The organism is Sphaerotilus sp. (genome assembly GCF_034519685.1).
GTDB lineage: Bacteria > Pseudomonadota > Gammaproteobacteria > Burkholderiales > Burkholderiaceae_C > Sphaerotilus.
Genome location: NZ_JAXHOF010000006.1, coordinates 1,932,302 through 1,955,982, shown reverse-complemented (window position 1 = coordinate 1,955,982; position 23,681 = coordinate 1,932,302). Strand labels below are relative to the sequence as shown.

Here is a 23,681-nt window from a genome sequence, read left to right as displayed (position 1 = left end):
AACATCATGTCAACCAAGGAAATGAAATGAAAGCCTTCATCGTGGACAAGTACGGCAAGGGCAAGCCCCTGCGCGCTGGCGACGTGCCTGAACCGGAACTGCATGCTGACGAGGTGTTGATCGAGGTCCACGCGGCGGCCGTCAACCTTCTCGACTCCAAAGTACGCGACGGCGAGTTCAAGTTGTTCCTACCGTACCGCACGCCATTCGTGCTCGGTCACGACGTGGCCGGCGTCGTCGTGCGTGTCGGCCCGCGCGTCCGCCAGTTCAAGGCGGGCGATGAGGTCTATGCGCGGCCCGCTGACATGCGCATCGGCACCTTCGCCGAGTACGTGGCCGTGAGTGAAGACGCGGTGGCGCTGAAGCCGAAGAACATCACGATGGAAGAGGCGGCCTCGATTCCGCTGGTGGGCCTGACGGCCTGGCAGGCGCTGGTCGAGATGGCCCATCTCCGGAAGGGCCAGAAGGTCTTCATCCAGGCCGGCTCGGGTGGCGTGGGCACGTTCGCGATCCAGTTGGCCAAGCACCTCGGGGCGACGGTCGCGACCACCACCAGCGCCGGCAACGCCGCACTGGTGAAAAGCCTGGGCGCGGATGTCGTCGTCGACTACAAGAAGGAGGCTTTCGAAGAACGCCTTCAAGGCTACGACGTGGTCCTGAACAGCCAGGACGGCCAGACCCTGAAGAAGTCGCTCGGTGTGCTCAAGCCTGGCGGCCACCTGATCTCGATTTCCGGGCCAGCGGACATGCAATTCGCCGAGGACATCAAGGCTTCCTGGCCGCTGAAGCAGGTCATGCGTGCGCTGGGCTTCAGCGTTCGCCGCCAGGCCAAACGACTGCAACTGCACTACGCCTTCCTGTTCATGAAGGCCAGCGGCAGCCAGCTCAAGCAGATTGCTGCGTTGATCGAAGACGGCGCCATCCGCCCGGTGGTCGACAAGGTCTTCCCGTTCGAAGCCACCAACGACGCCCTGGCCTACGTCGAAAGCGGCCGCGCCAAAGGCAAGGTGGTCATCAAAGTTCGATGAACCGTGCCGCGTGATCCCGCGCCCGCCGTTCGAGCGGTTCGCGGCGCGGATGAAGTCGGTCTGCCCGCCGGTGCCCGAGTACGGATTCGGCCCGAGGTTTTCCGAGCCGCACTGGCCGAACAGGTTCACCTGCAGCGATCGCGTTGATCGCCACGAGGTTGTCGTTCTGGCTGAATCGGTTCCCTGACTTCCACGGGATTGAGACGCTGCAGCGGGAGCAGCGAGATGGCGGGGGCGCGCCGCCAGGCTCAGGCCGCAGCAGTGCCCGCCAGCCGGAACTGGCTGACCAGCGCCGCCAGCGCCCGCGCGTCGGATTCCAGATCGGTCGCCAGACTCGTCCCCTGGGTGACCAGCGCGGCGTTCGAGCTGGCGTCGCGGGACAGGGATTCGACCACCGAACCCAGCTGGTCGATGCTGGCGCTCTGTGCCGCGGTGGAGGCCGAGATGCCCTTGACCAGCTGGTTCGTCTGGTTGACCTGCTCCATCATCTGATGGATCGCGGCACTGACATCCTCGGCCAGGTGATGCCCGGTGGTGACCTGATCGCCACTGGTGCGCGCCAGTGTGCGGATCTCGCGGGCCGCATGGGAGGAGCGCTGGGCCAACTACCTCACTTCGGACGCCACCACCGCAAACCCCCGCCCCTGTTCGCCTGCCCGCGCCGCCTCGACTGCGGCGTTCAGCGCCAGCAGGTTGGTCTGGAAGGCGATCGACTCGATGACACCGACGATGTCGGCCACCCGATTCGACGAGGTGGAGATCGCGTCCATCGTCGTGATCATCCGGTCCATCGACGCCACGCCCTGCGCCGCGGCCACCACCACCCGGTCCACCAGCCCAGTGGCCGAATGGGCCGCTTCGGCATTCTTGGCGACGATGGCGGTGACCGACCTGAGGCTGGCTTCCGCCGCCTGCATCTCGCCCTGGTGGGCGTCCGTGCGGGACTTCAGGTGCGCGTTGCCGGCCGCAATCTGGCCGCTGGCCTCATCGACCCGCTGGCAACTGCCGCGCACCTCGCCCACCATCGCGCTCAGGCTGGTCATCATGCGGTTGAGTGCCCGCAGCAACTGCGCGAGTTCATCCGATCCCGCCACCGGGGTCCGGACGGTCAGATCCCCCTCGGCCACGGCTTCGGCCATGCGCACCGCATGGCTCAGCGGCACGGTGGTGACCCTCGAAATCAGCCAGCCGAACAGGCTCACGCTCACCAGCCCGATGACCAGCGCCACCACCAGCACCTGGTGCGCACGGTCATGGGTGTGCATGAACGCCGCCATGGCCTGACCCGCCAGGTCATTGCCGGACACCACCGTCACGTCCACCGCCGCCCGGTGCGCCTGGTAGAGCGCATGCACCGGCGCCAGCTGCGCCTGCGCCTGGAGCCGGTCTGCGCCGGCCAGCGTGCCCAGCAGCGCCTTGCTGGCGGCGATGAACGCTTCCCCGTGGGTGTGCTGGGCGCCGAGCAGATCCCGCTCCAGCCCTTTCGGCGGGTGCGCACGCCAGTGGGCCACGCGGGCCTGGTATTCGCTTTCGAGCCGATTGACCTCCTGGAGCGCCTTCGGGGCGTCAAGGCTGCCTTCGAGTGCCTGCGACACCACCAGCCGCATCTCGATCAGGTACATCGGCGGTGGCAGGATGTCGGCCACCACGTCCTTGGCGACAAAGGCGGTCTCGCTGTTGTCTGCCAGCCGATTGGCCACCATCAGCGCCACGCCGACGCAAGCACAGACGGCCAGCCCGCTGAGGCCCGCCATCAGCCACTGACGGGGGCTTTGTTGCACAACCCACCCCGCCGGCCGATGGTCGAGCGGTGAGGTAGGCTGACAGGATGAGCAAGCCAGCAAAGCAGAAGTACGTGACGAAGAACTGGGCGCCGTACACGAAGGCGCTGAGGGCGCGGGGCTCGCTGACGATGTGGCTGGACCGGGACATGGCGTGGCAGGCTGCGCCGGTCAGCGGCAAGCCGGGGCGACCGGCGACGTACAGCGACGCGGCGGTGCAGTGCTGCCTGACGATGAAGGTGCTGTTCGGACTGGCGCTGCGCCAGACGCAGGGGTTCGTGCAGAGCGTGCTGGGGCTGTCGGGGCTGGACTGGCAGGCACCGGACTACAGCACGATGAGCCGGCGCGAGAAGCGGCTGACGGTGGAGATCACGGCGCGGCCGAGCCGGGGCGGGCTGCACCTGCTGGTGGATTCCACGGGGATCAAGATGCTGGGCGAGGGCGAGTGGAAGACCAAGAAGCACGGGGCGGAGTACCGCAGGCAGTGGCGCAAGGTTCACCTGGGGATCGACGCCGAGACGCTGGAGATCCGGGCGATCGAGGTGACGGACAACAGCGTGGGTGACGCGCCGATGCTGCCGGAGCTGCTCGGGCAGATTCCGGCAGAGGAGGTGGTGCTGTCGGTGAGCGGGGACGGGGCGTATGACACGCAGGGCTGCCACGACGCGATCGCCGAACGAGGGGCCGAGGCGGTGATACCGACGCGCAAGAACGCCCAGCCGTGGAAGGCCAAGCGGCCGGGGGCGGCGGCGCGCAACGAGATACTGCGGGCGACGAACCGGCTGGGCCGGGGGATCTGGAAGAAGTGGAGCGGCTACCACCGGCGCTCGCTGGTGGAGACGAAGATACGCTGCTTCAAGCTGCTGGGCGAGCGGGTGATGGCGCGCACCTTCGAGCGTCAGGTGGTGGAGCTGCAGGTGCGGGCTGCGGTGCTCAACCGCTTCACCCACCTGGGCACCCCGGTGACGCAGGCTGTGGCGTAACTCCGTCTGGGGTCAGGGGAAACTCGGCTTCGGCGGAGTTGTGCAACAAAGCCGTCGTCTGAATCGGTTCCCTGACTTCAAAGGGATTGAGACGCGGCGCGGATTTCGGTGATGTGGTCTTGTGGTCTGAATCGGTTCCCTGACTTCAAAGGGATTGAGACGCGCAGAGTGCCCGGCGTGCCCGGCGCCGCTCGGTCTGAATCGGTTCCCTGACTTCAAAGGGATTGAGACGCGCAGAGTGCCCGGCGTGCCCGGCGCCGCTCGGTCTGAATCGGTTCCCTGACTTCAAAGGGATTGAAGTCAAGCGCACGACCACACGTCAGCGCGCACCCGCACCCCCCAGGGCAATTGCACCACCGTATCAGTTCGTAACGGCGACGTGGTGAGCCACTGAAAACGTCTGCTGAGCGAGCGGTGTGGTGCTACAACGGCCACCCGAAAACGCAGCAGGTCAGAGTCAGCAGGATGGAAGCGAGTACGCCAGAAGACCCACTGGGCAATTTGACGGCGTTCGCCGATCTGGCCGACCCGAGAGACAGCGCGCGCTGCTGCTACCCGCTGCAGGAGTTGCTGCTGGTGGCACTGGCCGGGGTGGCCAGCGGGGCCGAGGACTGGGTGGACGTGGCGTACTGGGGCCGCATGAAGCTGGAGTGGCTGCGGCGCTGGCTGCCGTTCGAGCGTGGCATTGCCTCGCACGACACCTTCAACCGGGTGTTTGCGCTGCTCGACGCCCAGCAGTTCGAGGCGTGCTTCGTGCGGTGGATGCAGCCCCTGTGCCCGACGCTGGAGGGGGCGGCGCTGGCGATCGACGGCAAGAGCGTGCGGGGCTCGCGCAGCGGTGAACAGGCAATGGTGCATCTGGTGTCGTTGTGCGAGACGGCCAGCGGGCTGACGCTGGCGCAGTGCCGCACGCCAGACAAGAGCAACGAGATCACGGCCGTGCCACTGCTGCTGGACATGCTGGATGTACGCGGGGCGACGATCAGCATCGACGCCATCGGCTGCCAGCGCGAGATCGCCGACAAGATCGTCGAGCGTGGAGCCGACTTCATCCTGTCGGCCAAGAACAACCAGCCCAATCTGGCGCAGGCCGTGCAGACGCCGTTCGACCACTCGGTGCGCGATGTGGCCCTCGGGCACTTGCAGGAGCACACCACCATCGACCAGGGCCACGCCCGGCGCGACACCCGCCGATGCGTGGTGACCCATGACCTGAGCGCTCTGGGCGAGGTGGTGCGCGAACTCTGGCCCGGTGTGCGATCGGCCATCATGATCGAGTCCACCCGCGAGTTCATCAGCGGCAAGCGCAAGGGCCAGACCAGCACCGAGCGGCGCTACTACATCAGCTCGGCCACGCTCGACGCCCAGGAGTTCAACCGCCGCATCCGGGCGCACTGGCAGATCGAGAACCAGTGCCACTGGCTGCTGGATGTCGTCTTCCACGAGGATGATGCCCGGCTGCACGTCGGCCACGGTGCGCACAACTTCGCCATCCTGCGCCGCATCGTGCTCAACCTGATCAAGAAGGAGAAATCGACCAAGGCCAGCGTCAAGCTCAAGCACAAGCGGGCCTCCTGGAGCCCTGACTACCTGGAGATGCTCTTTGGCCTGACGTCCGCGTGACCGTGAGTGCCTGAATCAGCCAGCGAATGGGCTTGTTACTGATAGACACGATGATGCAATTGCCCTGCCGCACCCCCTCCCAACCTCCCCCGCTGGGGGAGGAGCCATTCAGGTGCAGGCAATGCCGGGAGTCTCCTCGGCATGAAGCCCTCCCCCAGCGGGGGAGGGTTGGGTGGGGGTCAGCGAAGCCGCCGACCCGCCTTCAGACCAGCCCCATCCCCCGCGCCGCATGCATCAGCTCCTCCCGGAACGCCGGATGCGCCACCCCGATCAGCTCCCGCGCCCGCTCGCGCAGGCTCTTGCCCCGCAACTGCGCCACGCCGTATTCGCTGACGACGTAGTTCACGTCGTTCTTGCTGGTCGAGACGAGGGTGCCCGCCGTCAGCGTCGGCACGATGCGCGAGATGGTGTCGCCCTTGGCGGTGGACGGCAGCACGATGATCCCCCGCCCGCCGTTCGAGCGGTTGGCGGCGCGGATGAAGTCGGTCTGGCCGCCGGTGCCTGAGTAGGGATTCGGGCCGAGGCTTTCCGAGCCGCACTGGCCGAACAGGTCCACCTGCAAGGTCGCGTTGATCGCCACGAGGTTGTCGTTCTGGCCTGCGATCGCGGGGTCGTTGGTGAAATCGACCGGGTGCATCTCCAGCATCGGGTTGCGGTCCATCGCCTGGTAGAGCCGCTTCGTGCCCATGCCGAAGGTGGCGACGATCTTGCCGGGCAGGAAGTTCTTGCGCCGCCCGGTGACCGCACCCGACTCCAGCAGCGAGATCAGCCCGTCGCCGATCATCTCGGTGTGGATGCCCAGATCCTTCTTGCCACCGAGCTGCATCACCACCGCGTCCGGAATGCTGCCGTAGCCGAGCTGCAGCGTGTCGCCATCCCGCACCAGCTCGGCGACGTGCAGGCCGATGGTGCGCTGGGTGTCGTTGATATGCGGCAGGCCGACCTCGCGCAGCGGCGCCTGCGACTCGATCAGCGCGCTGACCTGCGAGATGTGGACATGGCAGTTCCCGAAGGCGAAGGGCACGTTCGGGTTCACCTCCAGCACGAGGTCGCGTGTGCGCTCGATCGCCGCCATCGTGAAGTCGGGGCTGAGGCTGATGGAGAAATAGCCATGCGCGTCCATCGGCGAGGCCATCGTCATCACCACCTCGCAGCGCTGCTCGCCGCGCCGCACCAGCCGCGGGATCTCCGAAAAATGGCAGGGCACCAGATCCGCCCAGCCCGCCTTGAAACCGGCCCGCACCGCCGCACTCAGGAACAGCGAGCGGTGGCGGATGTGCGGCGCGCTGTCGGGGGCCATGTAGGCCTGGGGCGACAGCGGCAGCAGCTGGCTGAGCGTCACGTCATGCAACTCGGCGCGGCGGCTGGCCAGTGCCTGCAGCAGCGTCGGCGGCTCGCCCACGGCGGAGGCGACGAGGACCGTGTCCCCGTCGCGCACGCGGGTGGCGGCTTCGGCGGCGGTGACGAGTTTGCTGCGGTAGAGGGACTGGACGGCGGACATGGGGACTCCGGTGGGTGGAATGTCACATTCTAGGAAGCCATGCCCGCCAGCGGCGACAATCCCGCCATGCTCGCCTACCGACACGCCTTCCATGCCGGCAACCATGCCGATGTCCTCAAGCACCTCGTCTTCACGCAGGTGCTGCGCTACATGGCGGAAAAGGACAAACCCTTCACCCTGGTCGACACCCACGCCGGCGCCGGCGGCTACGGCCTCGACAGCAACCACGCCCGCAAGCACGCCGAGTACGACGACGGCGTCGGCCGGCTCTTCGGCCGCAAGGATCTGCCTGCCGCGCTGAACGACTACCTCGCGCTGGTGCGCCGCTTCAACCCGCAGCCCGACCGCCTGACGCGCTACCCCGGCTCGCCCGCACTCGCCCAGATGCTGCTGCGCGCCGACGACCGGATGCGGCTGTACGAGCTGCATTCCACGGACTTCCCGCTGCTGCAGACGGCGGTGGAAGGCCGGCGCGAGACGGCGGTGATGAACTCGGACGGCTTCGCGGGCCTGAAGGCAGAGATGCCGCCGCCCTCGCGCCGGGGCGTGGTGCTGATCGACCCGAGCTACGAGATCAAGACCGACTACGCCAAGGTGGTCGCCACGGTCCGCGACGCGCTGACGCGCTTCCCCGAGGCGGTGATCCTGGTCTGGTACCCGCAGCTGCAGCGGCTCGAACCCAAGGAGATGACCGACCGCCTGAAGGCTGCCGCCGACGCGCAGTCCAAGCGCGGCTGGGTGCATGTGCGCATGTCGGTGGCCGAGCCGGACCAGAGCGGTTTCGGCATGCTGGGCAGCGGGATGCTGGTCATCAACCCGCCCTTCGTGCTGCACACGGTGCTGCAGGAGGTCATGCCGGTGCTGACCGAGACGCTGGGGCAGTACGCTGGCGCCAGCTTCGTGCTGGAAAAGCGCAGCCGCTGAGCCGCCGCCCTCAGGCTGCCCTCAGGCCGCGCTGCGGCCTGCTGCGCCGGCCGGCAACCACAGTTCGGCCTGCAGACCGCCTGGCACGCCGTGCCCGAGCCGCAACCGCCCGCCGTGGGCACGGGCCACCAGATCAGACAGGATCAGGCCCAGCCCGGTGAAGCCGGCGTAGTCCTCGCGGTCGAGCGCCGTCTGGAGCTGAGCCAGCCGGTCGATGGCGAGGCCGGGACCGTCGTCACGGAGCACGATCCGGTCCTGCTCGACGCCGACATGGACACGGCGTGCGCCGTGGCGCACCGCGTTGTCCAGCAGGTTGGCCAGCGCGGCGGCCAGCAGATCGGGGTCGACCTGCAGCCGGGGCGTCGTGCCGGCCAGCGGCATGTCCACCTCCAGCCCGGCCACCGGCATGCGCGCCAGCAGCGCGGGCACGTCGACCGACTGGCGCTGCAGCTCCGCCCCGCTGCGGAACAGCGTCAGCAAGGCGCTCACCACCCGCGCGAAGCGGCTGGCCGCGTCGCGCACCCGCTGCAGGCGCGGCTGCTGTTCCGGCGCGCATTCCCGCAAGGCCACCGCCAGTTGCGCGTCCATGCCGGCCAGCGGCGTGCGCAGGGCATGGGCGGCGTGGGCCGTGAAGGCACGTTCATTGCGCACCCGCACCGCCAACCGGGCGCCGAGGTCGGCGATGGCGTCCCGGATCGGCTGCAGCTCCACCCGGGTCACCGGCTGGAGCGGATGGCCGGGGTCGAGCGGATCATGGCGCTGCACATCCGCGACCAGCCGCGAGACCTGCGCCAGCTCGGCCCGCATGCGGCGCGACAGCGCCACCACACACACCGCCCACACCCCCAGCGAGGCCAGCATCGTGTTGAGCGCGGCCTCGGTGATGGCCTCGGTGCGCTCCTCCAGGGTCTGGGCCACATACAGCGTCTGCCCCTGGTCGCCGACCGCCACGCCCAGCACGCGCCAGCCCGAGTCGGCTTCCGTGAACCCGAGCGTGCGCTGGTCCACGAGCGGGGCAGCGGGCGCATGGGGCGAATGCAGCAGCACCCCGCCGGCCGCGTCGAGCAGCTGCCAGGCGAAACGTCCGCGGACATAGTCGCCGGTCGGGTTCACCGTCACGCCCCCCGGCGGCAGGACAGCGCCATCCCCGCGCGGAATGCGGGCCTCGGCCATCGTCTGCACGACGCCGGAGAGCGCCTGCGCCGAGGCGCGCAGGGTGTCGTCGAGCAGTTCGTTGATCTCGTGGCGGATGGTCAGCACCACCATCAGCGGCGCAAAGACCCCCAGCAGCACGGAACACCAGAGCAGCGCAGCCGCCATGCGGCGGCGGATCGACAGCGGTGTGGCCGCAGCCGCGTCCATGGGCGTCAGGTGCCCGGCGTCGCCATGCGGTAGCCCAGTCCGCGCACGGTCTCGATGACACCGCGCCCGAGCTTGCGCCGCAGGTTGGAGATGTGGACCTCCAGCACATTGCTGTTGACGTCGGCGTCCTGGCCGATGACCAGCGCGTCGAGGTTGCTGCGCGAGACGATGCGCCCGACCCGCAGCACCAGCGCCTCCAGCAAGGCCCACTCGCGCGCCGTCAGCTCGACCCGTGTCGGTCCCTGCCAGACGGTCTTGGCGGTGAGGTCGACCTGGAACGTGCCGAAGTCGATGCGCTCACCACCCGTGCCAGCCGAGCGGCGGCTGACCGCCCGCAGCCGGGCCGCCAGCTCTTCCGGCGCGAACGGCTTGACGAGGTAGTCGTCGGCACCCGCGTCCAGCCCCTGCACGCGGTCGCTGAGCAGGTCGCGGGCCGTGAGCATCAGCGCCGACGTGGTCACGCCGCGCTGGCGCAGGCGGCGCAGCCAGTCCAGGCCACTGCCATCGGGCAACTGCCAGTCGATCAGCAGCGCGTCATAGGGTTCGTTCAGCAGCAGGCTGGCGTCACCCACCCGCAGGCACCAGTCCACGACATGGCCTTCGGTGCGCAGGTAGTCGCGCAGGCCTTCGCCCAGCACCGGGTCGTCTTCCAGCAGCAGCAGTCGCATGGTCGGAGCCGGCGTCAGTTCAGTAGCGGCGCTTGGTGCCGGTGACCATTGCCGTGAGCAGCGCGGTGCGTTCGATCCGACCCATGACGATGGCGGCTGCCGCGTGCAGTCCGGCCAGCGCAATGAGCCCCGAGCCGAGCCAGTCATGCAGATCCTGCAGCCATTCCTCACCCCAGAAGGCATCCGTGGTCTGCAGGAAACCGGTCACGCCCAGCCCCAGCACCAGCGCCATCAGCGCCAGCATCATCAGCGCCCCGAGGGGGTTGTGGCCGGGGTGGAACTCCGCGGACCCCGACCGCATCGCTGCCAGATGGGCTCGCAGACGGGTCGGGGTCGGAAAGAAGTCGGCGAAGCGCGCATGGCGCGTGCCGATGAACCCCCACACGATCCGCAACGTCACCAGGGCACTGGCGGCGTAGCCGATCCACTGGTGCCAGTCTTCGCCGTCGTCGATGACGAAGTAGTTCGTCAGGACGCAGGCCACCAGGCTCCAGTGGAAGATCCGCACGAAGGGATCCCAGACCTTGACGCCATCGGGTGTGGGGGAAGAGGTGCGCATGGTCGCAGTCTGTCAGGTTCTGGCCGGGAGCCGCAGGATCACTTCGATTCGAGCGGGGCTGCGGTGACCGGGTCGAAGTAGATCTCGACCTTCTTGCCGGCCTTGTCGAAGCCGTAGATCTCGTAGCACTTGCCCTTGCTGACCTTGAAGGTCTTGATGGTGTAGCCCTGGCCTTCGATCTTGGTCTTGAAGTCGGCTTCCTTCATCCACTGGCTTTCAGCGGCCGTGCAGGCGGGGCCGGCCATGGCGCCTGTGGCGGTCAGCAGGGCGGCGATGAGGGCGAGGATCTTGTTCATGAGAGGTTTCCTGAGGGAGTGGTGATCGAGCGAGCGATCGGGTTTTGAGGTCCATCGATCCCCTGGCCGGGAGTCGATGAACGCATTGAACCCATCCGACATGAAGCCAAAGTGAAGCCGAATTGATCAATCGTGACACCTCATCGGGCTTGGTAACATCCGGCACCGGCAAAAGTGCACAACCAGGCAGGAGACCCATGAGATGGCGGTGAAGAAACTTTCCGAGTGGTTCCTGACCATCTTCGGCGACATCAAGGTCTTCCGCTTCCCGTTCTTTCTCGTCTACGACCCGGGCTCCTACCAGGTCAAGGGCGACGATGTGCGGGCGCTGCTGCGGGTGCTGCAGCCGGGCGACATCCTGCTGCGCGCCTACACAAACTACCTCGACGGCAAGTTCATCCCCGGCAAGTTCTCGCATGCGGGGCTCTACTGCGGCGCGGTGGGCGAAGACGACCGCGCCCTGGCCGGCACCCGCCAGCGCAGCCGCGGCGCCCGCGACGAGGCGCAGTCCGCGCTGTTCCACACCGGCGAGCAGATGGTCATCCACGCGATGGCGGAAGGCGTGTTCATCGAGGACATCCTGACCTTCAGCCGCTGCGACCAGCTCGTGGTGCTGCGGCTGCCCGAGCACATCACGCTGCCGGCCGGCGCCCCGCCCTCGCCCGTCGACGCGGCCCTGCTGTCGCCCGAGGAGCACAGCCTGCGCGAGCGGCTGGCGTCTGGCGAGGCGATCCCGCGCGCGGAGTTCGCCGCGCTGGCCATCGCCGAGGCGCTGCGCAACGTCGGACGCGGCTACGACTTCGGCTTCGACTTCACCGACTTCAAGCGGCTGAGCTGCTCCGAGCTGGTCTACTGGTGCTACAAGGCCGTCGCCGAACTGATCGACGTGCGCCCGAGGACGGTGAAGGTGCTGTTCCTGAAGCGCCTGGCCATCCCGCCAGACGATTTCCTCAACCACCAGCTGCAGCGCATCTGGGCCAGCGCGTCGGTGCACATGCGCTACCCGGCGCTGGGCTTCCCGCCGATCCGCCGCCGCTGATCAGCCGCGGACCGCCGTCGGGTGGTCCAGATCCGGGCGGTGCCACGGATCGACATGGGTCATCAGGTTGAGCACCCGGTGGCGTTGCATCACGCGGTGGCGCGCCTCGACGGCGATGTCGTGGCCCTGCTCGACGGTGAGCGTGGCGTCCACCTCGATGTGGGCATCGACGACGATCATGTCGCCCATCTTGCGCGTGCGCACATCGTGCACGCCGCTGACACCGGGTGTCTCGGCCAGCGTCAGGCGGATGGCGGCGACTTCCTCGTCGTCGATGGCGCGGTCCATCAGGTCGTGCATCGCCTCCCAGCCGAAGCTCCAGCCCATGCGGCCGACCATGAAGCCGACGATCAGCGCGGCGATCGGATCGAGGATCGGGTAGCCGAGCAGGTTGCCGGCGATGCCGATGCCCACCACCAGCGACGAGGCGGCGTCCGAGCGCGCATGCCAGGCATTGGCCACCAGCATGCTCGACTTGACCCGCTTGGCCACCGCCAGCATGTAGCGGAACAGCAGTTCCTTGCCCACCAGCGCCGCGCCCGCCACCCACAGCGCGAGCACACCGACGGGCGCCACGGTGTCGGGTGACTGCAATTTCTGGAACGCCGACCAGACCATGCCGACCCCGACCACCAGCAGCAGCACGCCCAGCACCAGCGAGGCCGCGTTCTCGACCCGCTGGTGGCCATAGGGATGGCTCTCGTCGGCGTCGCGCTGGCTCTGGCGGTTGGCGGCGAGCACGACGAAGTCGGCCACCAGATCGGACAGCGAATGCAGGCCGTCGGCGATCAGCGCCTGCGACTTGGCCGCGATGCCGACCGTGATCTGCAGTGCCGTCAGCAACAGGTTGACGACCACGCTGACCCAGGTGCTGCGCGCAGCGGCGGCGGCGCGCTCTTCGGCCGAATATTCGGTGTCTTCGGGGTCGTCGGTGTGGTCGGCAAATTGCATGGTGCGGGGCGCCGGGGCGCTCAGGTAGCGGTCAGTCCGGCATCGTAACGGTCGAATCTGAACCCACCCATGCCCCTGCGCTATGACCATTGATGTCCTGATCAGTGAAGTCGGCCCGCGCGACAGCCTGCAGAGTGTCTGGGCGACGATGCCTACCGCCGACTGAGGTAGACCGCCGTCCACAGCGGAAAAGCATTGGGGAGCAGTCGCCAACGTCAACCAGTGCGGGCCAACCACAGGGCAATTGCATCACCATCTCAAAACGTAACACCCGGCGCAGGAACCCGTGAAAACGGGCGCTGAACGTACCGCAAAGCTACAGCAGCAAGCTAAAAATGGCTGGGTCTACGTGAAAGACACCATGTCAGACGACCGATGAGTGACCTGACGGACCGTTCCGACCAGACTTCAGGAGACTCAGACAGCATTCGTTACTGTTTGATACGGTGATGCAATTGCCCTGGGGCCAACCAGCACAGCGCGTTGAACACCTCGCGCAGCGGGTAGCGCCGCTGCGTGACCTCTTCGTCGATCAACGTCAGTTAAAGCGCCACGAAGTTTCACTCTTCGGTGCTGATTTAGCTCGAGTGCGGTTTTTTATCGGGATATTCTGGAACCTGGCTCGTGTGCCTAGGCGGTCGCAGGTCAGCAAACAACATGCTCCATACATAATTTCCAAAAAATTTCAAGTTACTTTGGAAGCATGTCTTTTTTCATTAACAAACATGGTGTGGCACAGGACAAGTGATTAAATACCCATCGACGATTCTTCCCCCATGTGTATCGGGATGACAGTCGACATGACAGCGCTTCTGCTTCCGTAGGGAATCCTACGCTTGCCGCGCGTCGAAAGGGAGATTGAGAACATGACGGGATATCTTGCTCGGATGTGGTCTTTCGAGTTTTGGCCAGCGCGTTCGCGAATCCCATCGGAACACTCCACTGTCGCCGCCTCGAAACCCTGGTCATACCGTGCGCGTTTTTCCTTCTGGCCGTTGATCGCACTGCTGCTGTCTGGCTTCGTCGCATCTTGCGGCCAAGGTAGCGGAGAGACAGGCAACAGCGCACCGGTGGCAAACGCCGGCACTGTGACAGACGTGCTCCCGGGCGCAGTGGTCACGCTGGACGGCACCGCCAGCACCGATCCCAACGGCGACACTCTCGTTTACCTCTGGATATTGACCTCACGGCCAACAGACAGTGCAGCGACGTTGACAGGCGCTGACACTGCGCGTCCGAGTTTCACCGCCGATTTGGAAGGCACCTACGAGGCAACGTTGACCGTCAACGACGGTAAAGTCGACAGCGCACCGGTAGTCGTCACCGTGAAAGCCGCTTTGCCCAATGCCGTTCCGATGGCCAATGCCGGGCTGGTTCAGCATGTGCCGACCGGGGTTCAGGTCATTCTGGACGGGAGCGCCAGCTCCGACGCCGACGGCGACACCCTGAGCTACAACTGGACATTGGCTTCGACGCCGACCGGCAGTGCTGCGGCACTCATTCGCGCAGATACAGCTCGCCCCACCTTTACCGCGGACGTTGCGGGCACCTACGTTGCCAAGCTCACGGTCAGCGATGGAAAGACCAGCAGCGTGCCCGTCGAAACAACCGTCACAGCCACCACACCCAGTGCAGCGGACTTCACCTACACCCCAAACGGTGGCAATGCGCCCACGACCATACGTTTCACGCCTACGCCGGCAGCGAACTTGGTCGTGGAGCGATACGAATGGGACTTTGACGGCAATGGCACGATCGACGTCACCGACACCGTCGGCAGAAACCAGAGCCGCACATTCAGCACGCCGGGTACCTATGCAGCCTCGCTGAAAACCACGGATTCATCGGGACACACCGAGACGCAGGTGAGGAACATCGTGATCGGCAATGCGCCGCCTGTGGTCACCGTGTCCGCGATTCCGACCAACGGGTCGGCGCCACTGTCAGTGGATTTCAAAGCGACTGCGACTGACGGTAACGGTGTGGCGAGTTTCGAGTGGGATTTCAACGGTGACGGCACCTACGATCGCACCATCAACGGCACCTCTGGCAACACGACCTTCGTCTACACGACCATCGGCACCTTCCAGCCCAGGCTGCGTGTCACCGACACATTGGGGGCTGCCACCGAGATCTCGCCTCCAAACATGGAGGTCAGGTCGGCCTCGCCCAATAGCGCACAGGCCGCGCTTAGCCTGTCGCGCAGCAATGGAACTGCGCCATTGGCCGTCACATTGTCGGCAGAAGCTGCCAATTTGATGGGGAGAACGATCCAGACCTACCAGTGGGATCCAGAAGGGGACGGCACCTTCAATGCCGCCACGACGGCCAGCAACTACGCCTTCAGCTACGCCAGCGGCGGGATCTACTACCCCCGGGTTCGCATGACACTGTCAGATGGCAGCCAAGTGGAGGACGTCAAGGTGTTGACGGTCACATCCTCGGTGTCGCTGACGCTGGACACCGACACGCTTGACATCCAGTTGGCTCAGACCATTGCCGTTAACACAGTTCTGTCGGCGGCCACCAAAGTGTCGCTGGTGATCGAATCCCGCAGCGGCACCATCATCCGAACTCTGTTGCCGCTGACTAGCCGAAGCGCCGGCACCTACAGTGAGAGTTGGGATGGCAAGAACGACGCTGGAAAGTACGTGCCGGAGGACATCTACAAAGTGGTCCTTCTGCATGAACTCAATGGTGCGATGCAGCGGCTGGACCTGTCTACGACCACGGGTGGACAGGAGTACAACCCGCCGCGCACCGACATCCCGGCGACTTTCGAGCCCTACAACGGTCGGCCGTTGACGATCGACTTCACGCTGACCAAGGCTTCAGAGGTCACCGCGTTCATGGGGAGTTTCGATGTGAACACCCGTTACGTCACTTTCTACACCAGGCGACCGCTTGGGCGGGGTACCCACCGGATCACCTGGAGCGGCGACAACGCCGACGGTCAGATCATCAAACCCGGCCCCGGGGACTCCTTCCTGTTCGGCATCTTCGGCTACACACTGCCGAACAACGGTGTGTTCGTACGCAATGGCGTCCAGCTCAGCGCCATGAACTCAAGTCCGCCGATATTCGACCCCACGGCACTGACCTCGTCGGCTGGGCCGAGCCTGTGCAGTGTGCAGTTCTCGATCAGCCTGCCCGCCACCATGGAACTGGTGGTACGTGATGCCATCACGGGGGCGCTGATCAACCGGCTCGAATATCCGAACCTACCCGCCGGAGCAAACACCGTTCGATGGAACGGCAAAGCCAGTGACGGCCGATACGTCGCACCGGGCACCTACCGACTGGGCCTGACGGCAGTACAGGCCAACGGTTTCCGCTCGCTGTCTTCCTTTGTGCTGCAGCGTGTTTTCTACTGACCTGCCGGAGGCCTTGCACATGAACGGAATCATCCAAGCCTGTGCCTTGGCGGCACTCTCGCCCACGCTGGCATTGGCTGCCTCGAACATTCAGGAAGTGCTGACCCCCGCACAGTACTTCGAGTGCCAGATCGCTGCGCGTCAAGCCACCATCGTGGGGCTGCACGAGCGCGCGTCGCAACTGGGTCAGACGGACCTGACGGACGCGCAGAAGAGTTCCAGTGCCGAGGTCGCTCGAGCGCGGGTGACGCTGGCCATGTACAGCTGCGGCCGGCAGAACGCGAGCACCCTCGGCGCCTACGCCCACCGCAATTCCGACGCATTGCAGACTTGGCTGAACGCCAATCCGCAGATGAAGGCGCGATTGGATGCACTGAGCCAGCAGATCGCGAGCCTGTCGTCGCAGATGCCTGCAGTCTCACCTTCGGCCAAGCGCTGAGGCGCGCGCAACGAGTCCAGGGAGGTCAATCCATGTTCAAGTTCGAAAGGAAGCGGGACAACGCATCTCATGCGGTGAACCTGTTTCGTGCATTGCTCGCGGCGTTCCTATTGGCGCTTGCGGTGCCGGCACTGGCCTACCACTTTCCGTGGGACCAGGGGCATGACACCACCAAATCCAACGATCCGGCCAAGCCAGGACCGGACGAGCGGCCTACAGCAAATCCCGCTGAGAATCCAAACGCATGCGGCTCACCCATATATGTAGGCACGGGCCACTGCTTCTGGTCCGACGTTGACGTCGTTCTGCGAGGGCGGCCCTTTGTCGGTGTCAAGCGCACCTACAACTCCAACGACCCAGTAGTGGGCCTGTTCGGCAACGGTTGGACCGTGGACTTCGACATCGCGCTTTATCCGGCCACCAGCAGCGGCCAGCAGCAGCGCGTCTTCAAGGCAGCGAACGGCAAGCGCTTCATCTACGTCAAGCAGGCCAACGGCACCTTCCTGGCGCCGGCATCGCGCTTCGAGACCATCACGGAAGGCGCCAATTCGGTCACGATGACGCTGCTGGACGGCCGGCGCAATGTCTTCGCGCTGGACGGCCGGCTGCTGGAGCGTTGGGACACCAACGGCAACCGCGTCAGTTTCAGCTACGACTCCTCTTTGCGGCCTGTGCGCATCGACGACGGAAACGGCCGTTCACTGACGATGGCCTACAACGCTGCCAGCCTTGTGGCCAGCGTCACCGACCACACGGGGCGCGTCTGGCGGTACAGCTACGACACCAACGCCAACCTCACCTCGATTACTGACCCTGCGAACGGCGTGATGGGCTACACATGGCAGGCCTACCGCCCACCAGCCGACGCCAACACCTACTACCAGTTGCTGTCGGTCACCGACCCGAGCAACGTGGTGCGGGTCACCTTCACCTACACGGGCAACCAGGTGGCCTCGTACACCGAAGGCGCCGACCGCATCACCTACACGAGGCCGACCACCAATACTCCGCTCGCCGGGACCGTCACGCGGCGCGATTCGCTCAACGTCGCCACCAGCTTCACCTATGGCGCCTTGGGCCTGATCACCCGTGAGGTGAACGGCATCGGCGGGGCCACGTCCTACACCTTCGACGACAACGGCCGCATCACCGCCACGGTCGACGCGCTGAACCGCACCTGGTCCAGCACCTACGACAGCCTCGGCCGCCTGACGGCCAGCCGCAACCCGCTGGCACAGAACAGCACCATTCAGTACACGGGCAATGACCCCCGTCCGGTACGAATGACCTCGCCCAGCGGCCGTGTGGTGACGCTGGCCTATGACAGCCGCGGCAACCTGACGTCCACCACCGATCCGGCTGGCGCCAACACGGCCATCGCCTACAACGCCCGTGGTGACGTCACCGCCATCCGCAACGCGCTGGGACAGCAGACTTCGATCGCCTACACCGCCAGCGGCCTTCCCACCCAGGTCACTGACCCGCTGGGCCGCAGCAGCACGATGACCTACGACGCGCTGGGCCGTGTCGCCACCGCCACCAACGCGGCGGGCGAGACCACTCGCTATGCCTACGACGCACTGGATCGGGTAACCCGAGTCACCGATCCCATGAGCCAGGTGACGGCCTTCACCTACGATGCGGCGGGCCGGCTGACCAGCGTGACCGATGCCAAAGGTTCGGTCACCCAGTACGAGTACGACGCTTTCGGCCGCCGCAGCGCCGAGATCGCCCCCGACAGCCGGCGCACCAGCTATGCCTACCGCACTGACAACTTGTTGAGCAGCATCACCTGGCCCGACAACACCAGCATCAGCTACCAGTACGACAACAACAAGCGCGTCACGCGCGAGACCGCGGGCAGCGAGGTCATCAACTTCAGCTACAACGCTGTCAACCAGTTGCTCAGCGCCAGTGGCCCCGGTGGCACGGTGAGCTACACCTATGACAACGCCGGTCGGGTCGTCACCGAGACCAGCGGAGGCAAGACCAACACCATCACCCGCAATGCCGAGGGTGAACGCATCGGCCTGGCCTACCTGGGTCAGACCCAGACCTACACCCGCGACGCCCGCGGCCTGGTGACGCAGATCGCCTCGCCCGCCGGGAATTTCGGCTTCGACTTCGACGAGTTGGGGCGCAGAACTAAGCTGTCCTACCCCAACGGCTCCACCGCCAGCTACAGCTTCGACGCCGCGGGGCAGTTGACCAACCTGACGCATGCTGGCGTCTTCAATGCGCCCTATGCGCACAGCTTCGACACGGCCGGGCGCATCACCAATATCACTGGCGACGGGCCGGACTGGAATTACAGCTATGACGCGCTGGGCCGCCTGACCCGGGCCACACAGGGCAACGACACCTACACCTACACGCTGGATGCGGTGGGCAACATCTTGGACGGCAGCCGGACGCATGACGTCAACCACCGACTGACGGCCGATGCCAGCAAGACCTACAGCTACGACCAGCGCGGCAACCTCACGTTGGAGCAGGATCGGACCACCGGCGCTAGGACGGTCTACACCTGGAACTTGAAGAACCAGCTCATGCAGGTGCAATTCTTCAGTAATGCAACGGCGGGCAGCCTGACGCGAACGCTGGCCTATACCTACGATCCGATGGGGCGTCGGGCATCCAAGACCGACAACGGGAGCGTGCAGCGGTTTGTTTCTGACGAAGACGACTTGGTCGGCTCACTCGACGCAGGCGCCAATGTATTGGCTTCAGTCACCTTTGGTGGCATGGTGGACGAGCCCCTCGCTAGTATTGGTAGCGGCTCCTCAAAATTGATCTTCTCCAATCACCAAGGAAGTGTGACTGCTATCGCCGACAACACGTCGGTAACTTACAAATACCGCTATGGACCTTATGGAGAAGTGGTCCCGCCGAGCAGCGCAGATTCGAGTCCATTCCGGTTTACTGGTCGAGAGAAAGATACAGATTCGCTGTATTTTTACCGCTCTCGCTACTACAGCACGGCAATCCAAAGATTTATATCCAGTGATGCCATCGGTCTGTCAGGCGGCGTCAATACCTATGCCTACGTTGATGGAAATCCGGTTTCGTATACGGACCCTACGGGCGAAATCATACCCATCTTGGCGTGCATCGCCAATCCATGGTGCAGAGGCGCTGCGATGGGTGCCCTCGCGTTCACCGGCAATATCATCTATCAATCGATCGCAAAATCGGATTGTCCCATTGACTGGGGGGAAGCTGCGAGCTGGGGAGTGTCCGGCGCGGGTGTTAGCATGGGTATTGGCGCCGGGTTAAGCGGCGGCACAAATTCGGTGTTTTGGTCTGGCGCAGGAAACCTGCAGCGGGCGGCCAGTCTCGGACGGTCGTTGGAGTCAACTCCGATCGGGTCACTGATGAACGGCCGCATTCAGGCTAAGTGGGCATGGGACGCTGCGTCCGCCATCTATGCTGGAAACGCCCGAGGAACTGCAATTAAGGTTGGGACCCAAGCAGGCAGAACTTGGACTAACGTTGAACTACCGATTTTAACTCAACGCGGCATCCCAATCACAATCGTCCCATAATATAATGCCACCATGCAAAAACGGAAGCAATTCGCAAATGGAACAATTGTAACTTGGCTTGATAGGCAAACTATTAAGTATGATAGCAATGGCTATTGCGTATTAGCGTGGGTTGATTTCGACGCGGGGCTGTCAATCGGCAAGCGCGTAATAAAAATGGAATCACTAGCGCAGTGGCATTCGACCCCTTCAGGGCATTCAAATGCAAGCATATCACCGGACCAGCGAGAGAGAATTATCCATGACATTTCGAGTTTCTTTCTGGGCAACAATATTAGGTGCCGCGTTGAATAAATTGGTACAACCGAAATTGTTCGCTGCTGCAGCGCTTGGTATTTTTCTTGGCGCCAGCGCACAGGAAACAAGGCCACTGATCGTCTACACCTCCACCGACCAAGAATATGCCGAAGTCGTCCTGAAGGAAGCCGAAGCGGCCATCGGCCAAAAGGTCACGGCGGTCTTCGACGCCGAAGCCTCCAAGACCGTGGGACTTGAACGCCGCCTGGCTGCCGAGAAGTCCAAGCCCAAGGCCGACATCTTCTGGAACTCCGAGTTCCTGCGCACCCACCGACTCGACAAACAGGGCCTGCTGGCCGCCACGACCCTCGACAAGGGCTTCAACCTGCCCGCCAGCGTGGTCACGCCGCACAGCGTGGGCTTCGGCATCCGGGGGCGCGTGCTCGCGGTGCATACGCCATCGGTGCCGGAAACTGACCGCCCCAAGCGCATTGAAGACCTGACTGACCCGCGCTGGAAAGGCAAGGTGGCCATCGGCCAGCCGCTGTTCGGCACCACATCCACGCACTTCGCCGCACTGCACGCCCAGTGGGGCGAGGCGAAGTTCACCACCTTCCTGAAAGCACTCAAAGCCAATGGCGTGATGATCCTGCCCGGCAACGGTGATGTGCGCGACGCCGTGGTCGCCGGCCGCGCGTGGGTGGGGCTGACCGACACCGACGACGCCATCGGTGCGCTGCGGCGCCAGCAGCCGCTGGCGATGATCTTTCCGGATCAGCAGGGCGAAGGGGCCTTCGGCGTCTACATGACGGTGGCCAGAGTCGCCGGCGGCCCGAACCCGGCAGGGGCGCAGAAGCTGGTGGAGTACCTGGCCAGCGAAAAGACCGAAACCCGCCTGATCGAACTGGGTGCGGTGCAGATCCCCGTGCGGGCGAACCTGCCGATGGCCAAGGAGATCGGCTCGGTACGGCCGAAGATCTGGTTCATGGATGCAGCCAAGATCGAAGCCAGCCTGGGGCCTTCCGTCGAACTGATCCGCAAGCACCTGCTCTAGTCGCATACCGACCTTTGGCGAACCGCAGCAACCCGTAGCCATCCGCATTGCGCCTTCGCGAACAGCCCATGCCGACAGCCCCTGCGCAAGCAGTTCCCAACCCGATGCGGCTTGCCGCCCTTGCCGCAGCCGTTGCAGTGGCGGCGTTGGCATTGCCGCTGGTGCTGCCTGCGCTGCACGGTGTCGCCAGCGCGCTCCTGGCGGTGTGGGGTGATCAGGCCCTGGCTGGCGGCGGCACCTTGTGGCCGGGCAGCCGGGTGCAAGGCCTGCTGGGGCAGAGTCTGCTGCTTTCGCTGCTGTCTGGGCTGCTCGCCACGGCCATCGCCGCGCTGTGGGCGCTGGCCCTGCTAATGCCGCAGGGCCGCGCGTGGCGCATGGCCTTGTCCGCGCTGCTGGTGGCCTCGTTCTGCTTCGGCACAGTGGTCCACCTGCTGGCCTGGCGAGCCGTGTTTCCGGTCGTCAGCGGCGGGTTGGCGGGTTGGGGGCTGGCGGTAGTGACGCTCGCTCTGCGCTATGCACCCCTGGCAGCCGCATTGCTTGCCACCGGTCTGGCCAGTCTAGAGCGTGCCGAGCTGGACACCGCGCTGTGCACCGGCGGTGCGCGGGCGCTGTGGGCGGTGGCGCGGCGCCGTCTGCTGCGGCTGGCCGGCATGGCACTGGCCGCAGTCGGCGCACTGGTGTTTTGTGAGTCCGAACTGCCGCCTTTGCTGGGTGTGCATGTCTACGCCGAGGAGTTCCTGAGCCAGGTGGCGCTGGAGCCATCCACCAGCGTGGCCGCAGCCTTGGGGTGGCCTTTGATGGCGGTGGCATTGCTGTGCGCCGTGCTGCTGGCGGGGCTGCCGCGGCTGCGTGCGACGGCGGCGGGAGCGGTCTCGCTGGGCTGGATCGGCCACTGGGCACAGCCGCCAGTCTGGCTGCGTTCATGTTTGCCTGCTACCGCATTGGCGCTCGCCGCCTTGCCTTTGCTGTTGTTGGCCTGGGGCAGCCTCCAGTCCACCGGCCGCTGGCCGGCGCATGCCAGTGCCGCGTTGTTTTCGAGCCTCTGGGTGGCCGGACTGTCGGCCTTGCTGGCCTGTGCATGGGCCTGGGCCCTGGCCAGTGCGGCTGTGCGGGCCGGCGGCGGCGTAGTGCCGATATTGAACGTGTTGCTCTGGGTGATGATGCTGTGGCCGTCGGCACTCACCGGCATCGCGCTGGCCGGCTGGTCCGCACCCGACTGGGCAGACCCAGCCGCACCGCTGGTGCTGGCCCATGCGTTGCGTGTACTGCCCTTTGCGGCCTGGGTGCTGCTGGCTTTTCGTGAGGTGCAACCGCGTGCGCCGGTGGAACAGTTGCGGGCCTTGGGTGCCCGGGGCTGGCCCGCGCTGCGGCATGTACACCTGCCTGCAGCACTGCCCGGTCTGACCGCGGCGTTCCTGCTCTGCGGCGGCCTGTCGTTGGCGGAATTGACCGCCACTGTGCTGACCGTGCCGCCGGGCATGGAAACCGTGATCCTGCGCTTGTACAACCTGCTGCACTATGGCGACCAACGTGGCGTGATGTTGCTGGCCCTGGTCCAGGGTTTGACGGTGGCACTGGGCATCATGCTGGCCTTGGTTTTCTGGGGGAGGCGCGATGCTGGAAATCGATGAATTGCAGGTGCAGCGCAAGGGTTTTGCTGTGCAGGTGGCCGGGCTGAAAGTGGCGGCGGCGCAGCGGCTCACCATCATTGGCCCCTCAGGCGGGGGCAAGTCGACGCTGCTGCGCGCCGTCATGGGACTGGAGCCGCAGGCCCGGGTACGGGGCTTGCGATGGAAAGGGGCGGACATCAGTTTCGCACCGCCCGACAAAAGACCCTTCGGATGGCTGCCGCAGGAGCTGGGGCTGTGGCCCAGCCTGCGTGCAAGTGAACATGTCGCTTTCGCACGCACCCGTGGACGCAGTGCGAAGCCCAGTGACAACGACTTCAAGGTGCTTGACATGGTCGCCTTGGGTCATCGTCGAAACGCCTACCCGGCGACCCTGTCGGGCGGCGAGCGGCAGCGGCTGGCCTTTGCACGGGTCATTGCCGCACGTTCACCCTGGGCCGTGCTGGATGAGCCGTTCTCGAACCTCGATCCGGTGATCGCCCACGATCTGGCCCTGGTCTTTGGCGACCTGGCCCTGCGTGAGGGCATGGGCATGATCCAGGTCAGCCACCAGGTGCGACGGCCACAGGCAGAGGATCTGTTCTGGGTGATCGAGGACGGCAGACTGACACAGGCCGGTCCTTGGCAGGCGCTGCAACACATGCCAGCCACGCCGTGGATCGAACGTTTCGTCAGCCTGCAATGAAGTG

General features: G+C 65.3%; 19 protein-coding genes and 1 pseudogene. 11 read left to right on the top strand and 9 right to left on the bottom strand.

What is annotated here, in order from left to right:
• Positions 1 to 26 precede the first annotated feature (26 nt).
• Positions 27 to 1,028 (top strand): NADP-dependent oxidoreductase, encoded by a 1,002-nt coding sequence (locus tag U5O44_RS19855; RefSeq protein WP_322590118.1) that lies wholly within the window; start codon positions 27 to 29, stop codon positions 1,026 to 1,028.
• Between the two features lie 54 nt (positions 1,029 to 1,082).
• Here U5O44_RS19855 and U5O44_RS19850 read toward each other — a convergent pair.
• The 3 genes and pseudogenes from U5O44_RS19850 to U5O44_RS19840 all read right to left on the bottom strand — a co-directional run.
• A pseudogene (locus U5O44_RS19850) lies at positions 1,083 to 1,157 on the bottom strand (hypothetical protein); the annotation flags it as partial.
• Positions 1,158 to 1,276: 119 nt separating this feature from the next.
• Positions 1,277 to 1,633, bottom strand: coding sequence for a hypothetical protein (locus U5O44_RS19845; protein ID WP_322590117.1), 357 nt, complete (start codon positions 1,631 to 1,633; stop codon positions 1,277 to 1,279).
• Entirely contained in the window at positions 1,634 to 2,809 is a 1,176-nt protein-coding gene (locus U5O44_RS19840) for a methyl-accepting chemotaxis protein (RefSeq protein ID WP_322590116.1), read from the bottom strand. It lies immediately after the preceding gene.
• 47 nt (positions 2,810 to 2,856) lie between these two features.
• Between U5O44_RS19840 and U5O44_RS19835 the strand changes: the two genes are divergently transcribed.
• Positions 2,857 to 3,792 carry an IS5 family transposase gene (locus U5O44_RS19835; protein ID WP_322590115.1) on the top strand — a complete coding sequence of 312 codons (936 nt, stop codon included), beginning with the start codon at positions 2,857 to 2,859 and terminating at the stop codon, positions 3,790 to 3,792.
• A 465-nt stretch (positions 3,793 to 4,257) separates the two neighbouring features.
• The gene (locus U5O44_RS19830) at positions 4,258 to 5,415 is read left to right on the top strand and encodes an ISAs1 family transposase (protein WP_322586612.1); all 1,158 of its coding nucleotides are present in this window, start codon (positions 4,258 to 4,260) and stop codon (positions 5,413 to 5,415) included.
• A gap of 202 nt (positions 5,416 to 5,617) precedes the next feature.
• Here U5O44_RS19830 and U5O44_RS19825 read toward each other — a convergent pair whose 3' ends face one another.
• Positions 5,618 to 6,916 (bottom strand): acetyl-CoA hydrolase/transferase family protein, encoded by a 1,299-nt coding sequence (locus U5O44_RS19825; protein WP_322590114.1) that lies wholly within the window; start codon positions 6,914 to 6,916, stop codon positions 5,618 to 5,620.
• Between the two features lie 66 nt (positions 6,917 to 6,982).
• Between U5O44_RS19825 and U5O44_RS19820 the strand changes: the two genes are divergently transcribed.
• Positions 6,983 to 7,840 (top strand): 23S rRNA (adenine(2030)-N(6))-methyltransferase RlmJ, encoded by an 858-nt coding sequence (locus U5O44_RS19820; protein ID WP_322590113.1) that lies wholly within the window; start codon positions 6,983 to 6,985, stop codon positions 7,838 to 7,840.
• A gap of 21 nt (positions 7,841 to 7,861) precedes the next feature.
• On the opposite strand, the gene U5O44_RS19815 is transcribed toward U5O44_RS19820, so the two are convergent.
• From U5O44_RS19815 to U5O44_RS19800, 4 genes are read right to left on the bottom strand one after another with little or no spacing between them, the layout of a single operon-like run.
• Positions 7,862 to 9,202: a sensor histidine kinase gene (locus U5O44_RS19815; RefSeq protein ID WP_322590112.1), complete on the bottom strand. Its 1,341-nt coding sequence runs from the start codon at positions 9,200 to 9,202 to the stop codon at positions 7,862 to 7,864.
• A gap of 5 nt (positions 9,203 to 9,207) precedes the next feature.
• On the bottom strand, positions 9,208 to 9,870 hold the full coding sequence (locus tag U5O44_RS19810; RefSeq protein WP_322590111.1) for a response regulator transcription factor: 663 nt from the start codon (positions 9,868 to 9,870) through the stop codon (positions 9,208 to 9,210).
• A 19-nt stretch (positions 9,871 to 9,889) separates the two neighbouring features.
• Entirely contained in the window at positions 9,890 to 10,429 is a 540-nt protein-coding gene (locus U5O44_RS19805) for a cytochrome b/b6 domain-containing protein (protein ID WP_322590110.1), read from the bottom strand.
• A gap of 38 nt (positions 10,430 to 10,467) precedes the next feature.
• Entirely contained in the window at positions 10,468 to 10,725 is a 258-nt protein-coding gene (locus U5O44_RS19800; RefSeq protein WP_322590109.1) for a PepSY domain-containing protein, read from the bottom strand.
• A 208-nt stretch (positions 10,726 to 10,933) separates the two neighbouring features.
• Between U5O44_RS19800 and U5O44_RS19795 the strand changes: the two genes are divergently transcribed.
• A complete protein-coding gene (locus U5O44_RS19795; RefSeq protein ID WP_322590108.1) occupies positions 10,934 to 11,764 on the top strand; it encodes a YiiX/YebB-like N1pC/P60 family cysteine hydrolase in 831 nt (276 codons plus the stop codon).
• Here U5O44_RS19795 and U5O44_RS19790 read toward each other — a convergent pair whose 3' ends face one another.
• A complete protein-coding gene (locus U5O44_RS19790) occupies positions 11,765 to 12,715 on the bottom strand; it encodes a cation diffusion facilitator family transporter (protein WP_322590107.1) in 951 nt (316 codons plus the stop codon).
• Positions 12,716 to 13,710: 995 nt separating this feature from the next.
• On the opposite strand from U5O44_RS19790, the gene U5O44_RS19780 reads away from it, so the two are divergent.
• The 6 genes from U5O44_RS19780 to U5O44_RS19755 all read left to right on the top strand — a co-directional run bounded on the left by U5O44_RS19780 (position 13,711) and on the right by U5O44_RS19755 (position 23,677).
• Positions 13,711 to 16,089: a PKD domain-containing protein gene (locus U5O44_RS19780; protein WP_322590106.1), complete on the top strand. Its 2,379-nt coding sequence runs from the start codon at positions 13,711 to 13,713 to the stop codon at positions 16,087 to 16,089.
• Positions 16,090 to 16,108: 19 nt separating this feature from the next.
• Positions 16,109 to 16,528 (top strand): hypothetical protein, encoded by a 420-nt coding sequence (locus U5O44_RS19775; RefSeq protein ID WP_322590105.1) that lies wholly within the window; start codon positions 16,109 to 16,111, stop codon positions 16,526 to 16,528.
• A gap of 32 nt (positions 16,529 to 16,560) precedes the next feature.
• Positions 16,561 to 20,073, top strand: coding sequence for an RHS repeat-associated core domain-containing protein (locus U5O44_RS19770; RefSeq protein WP_322590104.1), 3,513 nt, complete (start codon positions 16,561 to 16,563; stop codon positions 20,071 to 20,073).
• A gap of 202 nt (positions 20,074 to 20,275) precedes the next feature.
• Positions 20,276 to 21,364: an extracellular solute-binding protein gene (locus tag U5O44_RS19765; protein ID WP_322590103.1), complete on the top strand. Its 1,089-nt coding sequence runs from the start codon at positions 20,276 to 20,278 to the stop codon at positions 21,362 to 21,364.
• Between the two features lie 68 nt (positions 21,365 to 21,432).
• Positions 21,433 to 22,995, top strand: coding sequence for an ABC transporter permease subunit (locus U5O44_RS19760; protein ID WP_322590102.1), 1,563 nt, complete (start codon positions 21,433 to 21,435; stop codon positions 22,993 to 22,995).
• Positions 22,979 to 23,677, top strand: a complete 699-nt coding sequence (locus U5O44_RS19755) for an ATP-binding cassette domain-containing protein (RefSeq protein WP_322590101.1) — start codon at positions 22,979 to 22,981, stop codon at positions 23,675 to 23,677. The genes U5O44_RS19760 and U5O44_RS19755 overlap by 17 nt, the downstream gene beginning before the upstream one ends.
• Positions 23,678 to 23,681 lie beyond the last annotated feature (4 nt).

Excerpts from the sequence above, each read along its gene's own strand:
- U5O44_RS19805 (WP_322590110.1), bottom strand. The coding sequence starts at position 10,429 with ATGCGCACCTCTTCCCCCACACCCGATGGCGTCAAGGTCTGGGATCCC.
- U5O44_RS19815 (WP_322590112.1), bottom strand. The coding sequence starts at position 9,202 with ATGGACGCGGCTGCGGCCACACCGCTGTCGATCCGCCGCCGCATGGCG.
- U5O44_RS19765 (WP_322590103.1), top strand. The coding sequence starts at position 20,276 with ATGCAAGCATATCACCGGACCAGCGAGAGAGAATTATCCATGACATTT.
- U5O44_RS19855 (WP_322590118.1), top strand. The coding sequence starts at position 27 with ATGAAAGCCTTCATCGTGGACAAGTACGGCAAGGGCAAGCCCCTGCGC.
- U5O44_RS19835 (WP_322590115.1), top strand. The coding sequence starts at position 2,857 with ATGAGCAAGCCAGCAAAGCAGAAGTACGTGACGAAGAACTGGGCGCCG.
- U5O44_RS19770 (WP_322590104.1), top strand. The coding sequence starts at position 16,561 with ATGTTCAAGTTCGAAAGGAAGCGGGACAACGCATCTCATGCGGTGAAC.
- U5O44_RS19790 (WP_322590107.1), bottom strand. The coding sequence starts at position 12,715 with ATGCAATTTGCCGACCACACCGACGACCCCGAAGACACCGAATATTCG.
- U5O44_RS19755 (WP_322590101.1), top strand. The coding sequence starts at position 22,979 with ATGCTGGAAATCGATGAATTGCAGGTGCAGCGCAAGGGTTTTGCTGTG.
- U5O44_RS19830 (WP_322586612.1), top strand. The coding sequence starts at position 4,258 with ATGGAAGCGAGTACGCCAGAAGACCCACTGGGCAATTTGACGGCGTTC.
- U5O44_RS19800 (WP_322590109.1), bottom strand. The coding sequence starts at position 10,725 with ATGAACAAGATCCTCGCCCTCATCGCCGCCCTGCTGACCGCCACAGGC.
- U5O44_RS19760 (WP_322590102.1), top strand. The coding sequence starts at position 21,433 with ATGCCGACAGCCCCTGCGCAAGCAGTTCCCAACCCGATGCGGCTTGCC.
- U5O44_RS19825 (WP_322590114.1), bottom strand. The coding sequence starts at position 6,916 with ATGTCCGCCGTCCAGTCCCTCTACCGCAGCAAACTCGTCACCGCCGCC.
- U5O44_RS19820 (WP_322590113.1), top strand. The coding sequence starts at position 6,983 with ATGCTCGCCTACCGACACGCCTTCCATGCCGGCAACCATGCCGATGTC.
- U5O44_RS19810 (WP_322590111.1), bottom strand. The coding sequence starts at position 9,870 with ATGCGACTGCTGCTGCTGGAAGACGACCCGGTGCTGGGCGAAGGCCTG.
- U5O44_RS19775 (WP_322590105.1), top strand. The coding sequence starts at position 16,109 with ATGAACGGAATCATCCAAGCCTGTGCCTTGGCGGCACTCTCGCCCACG.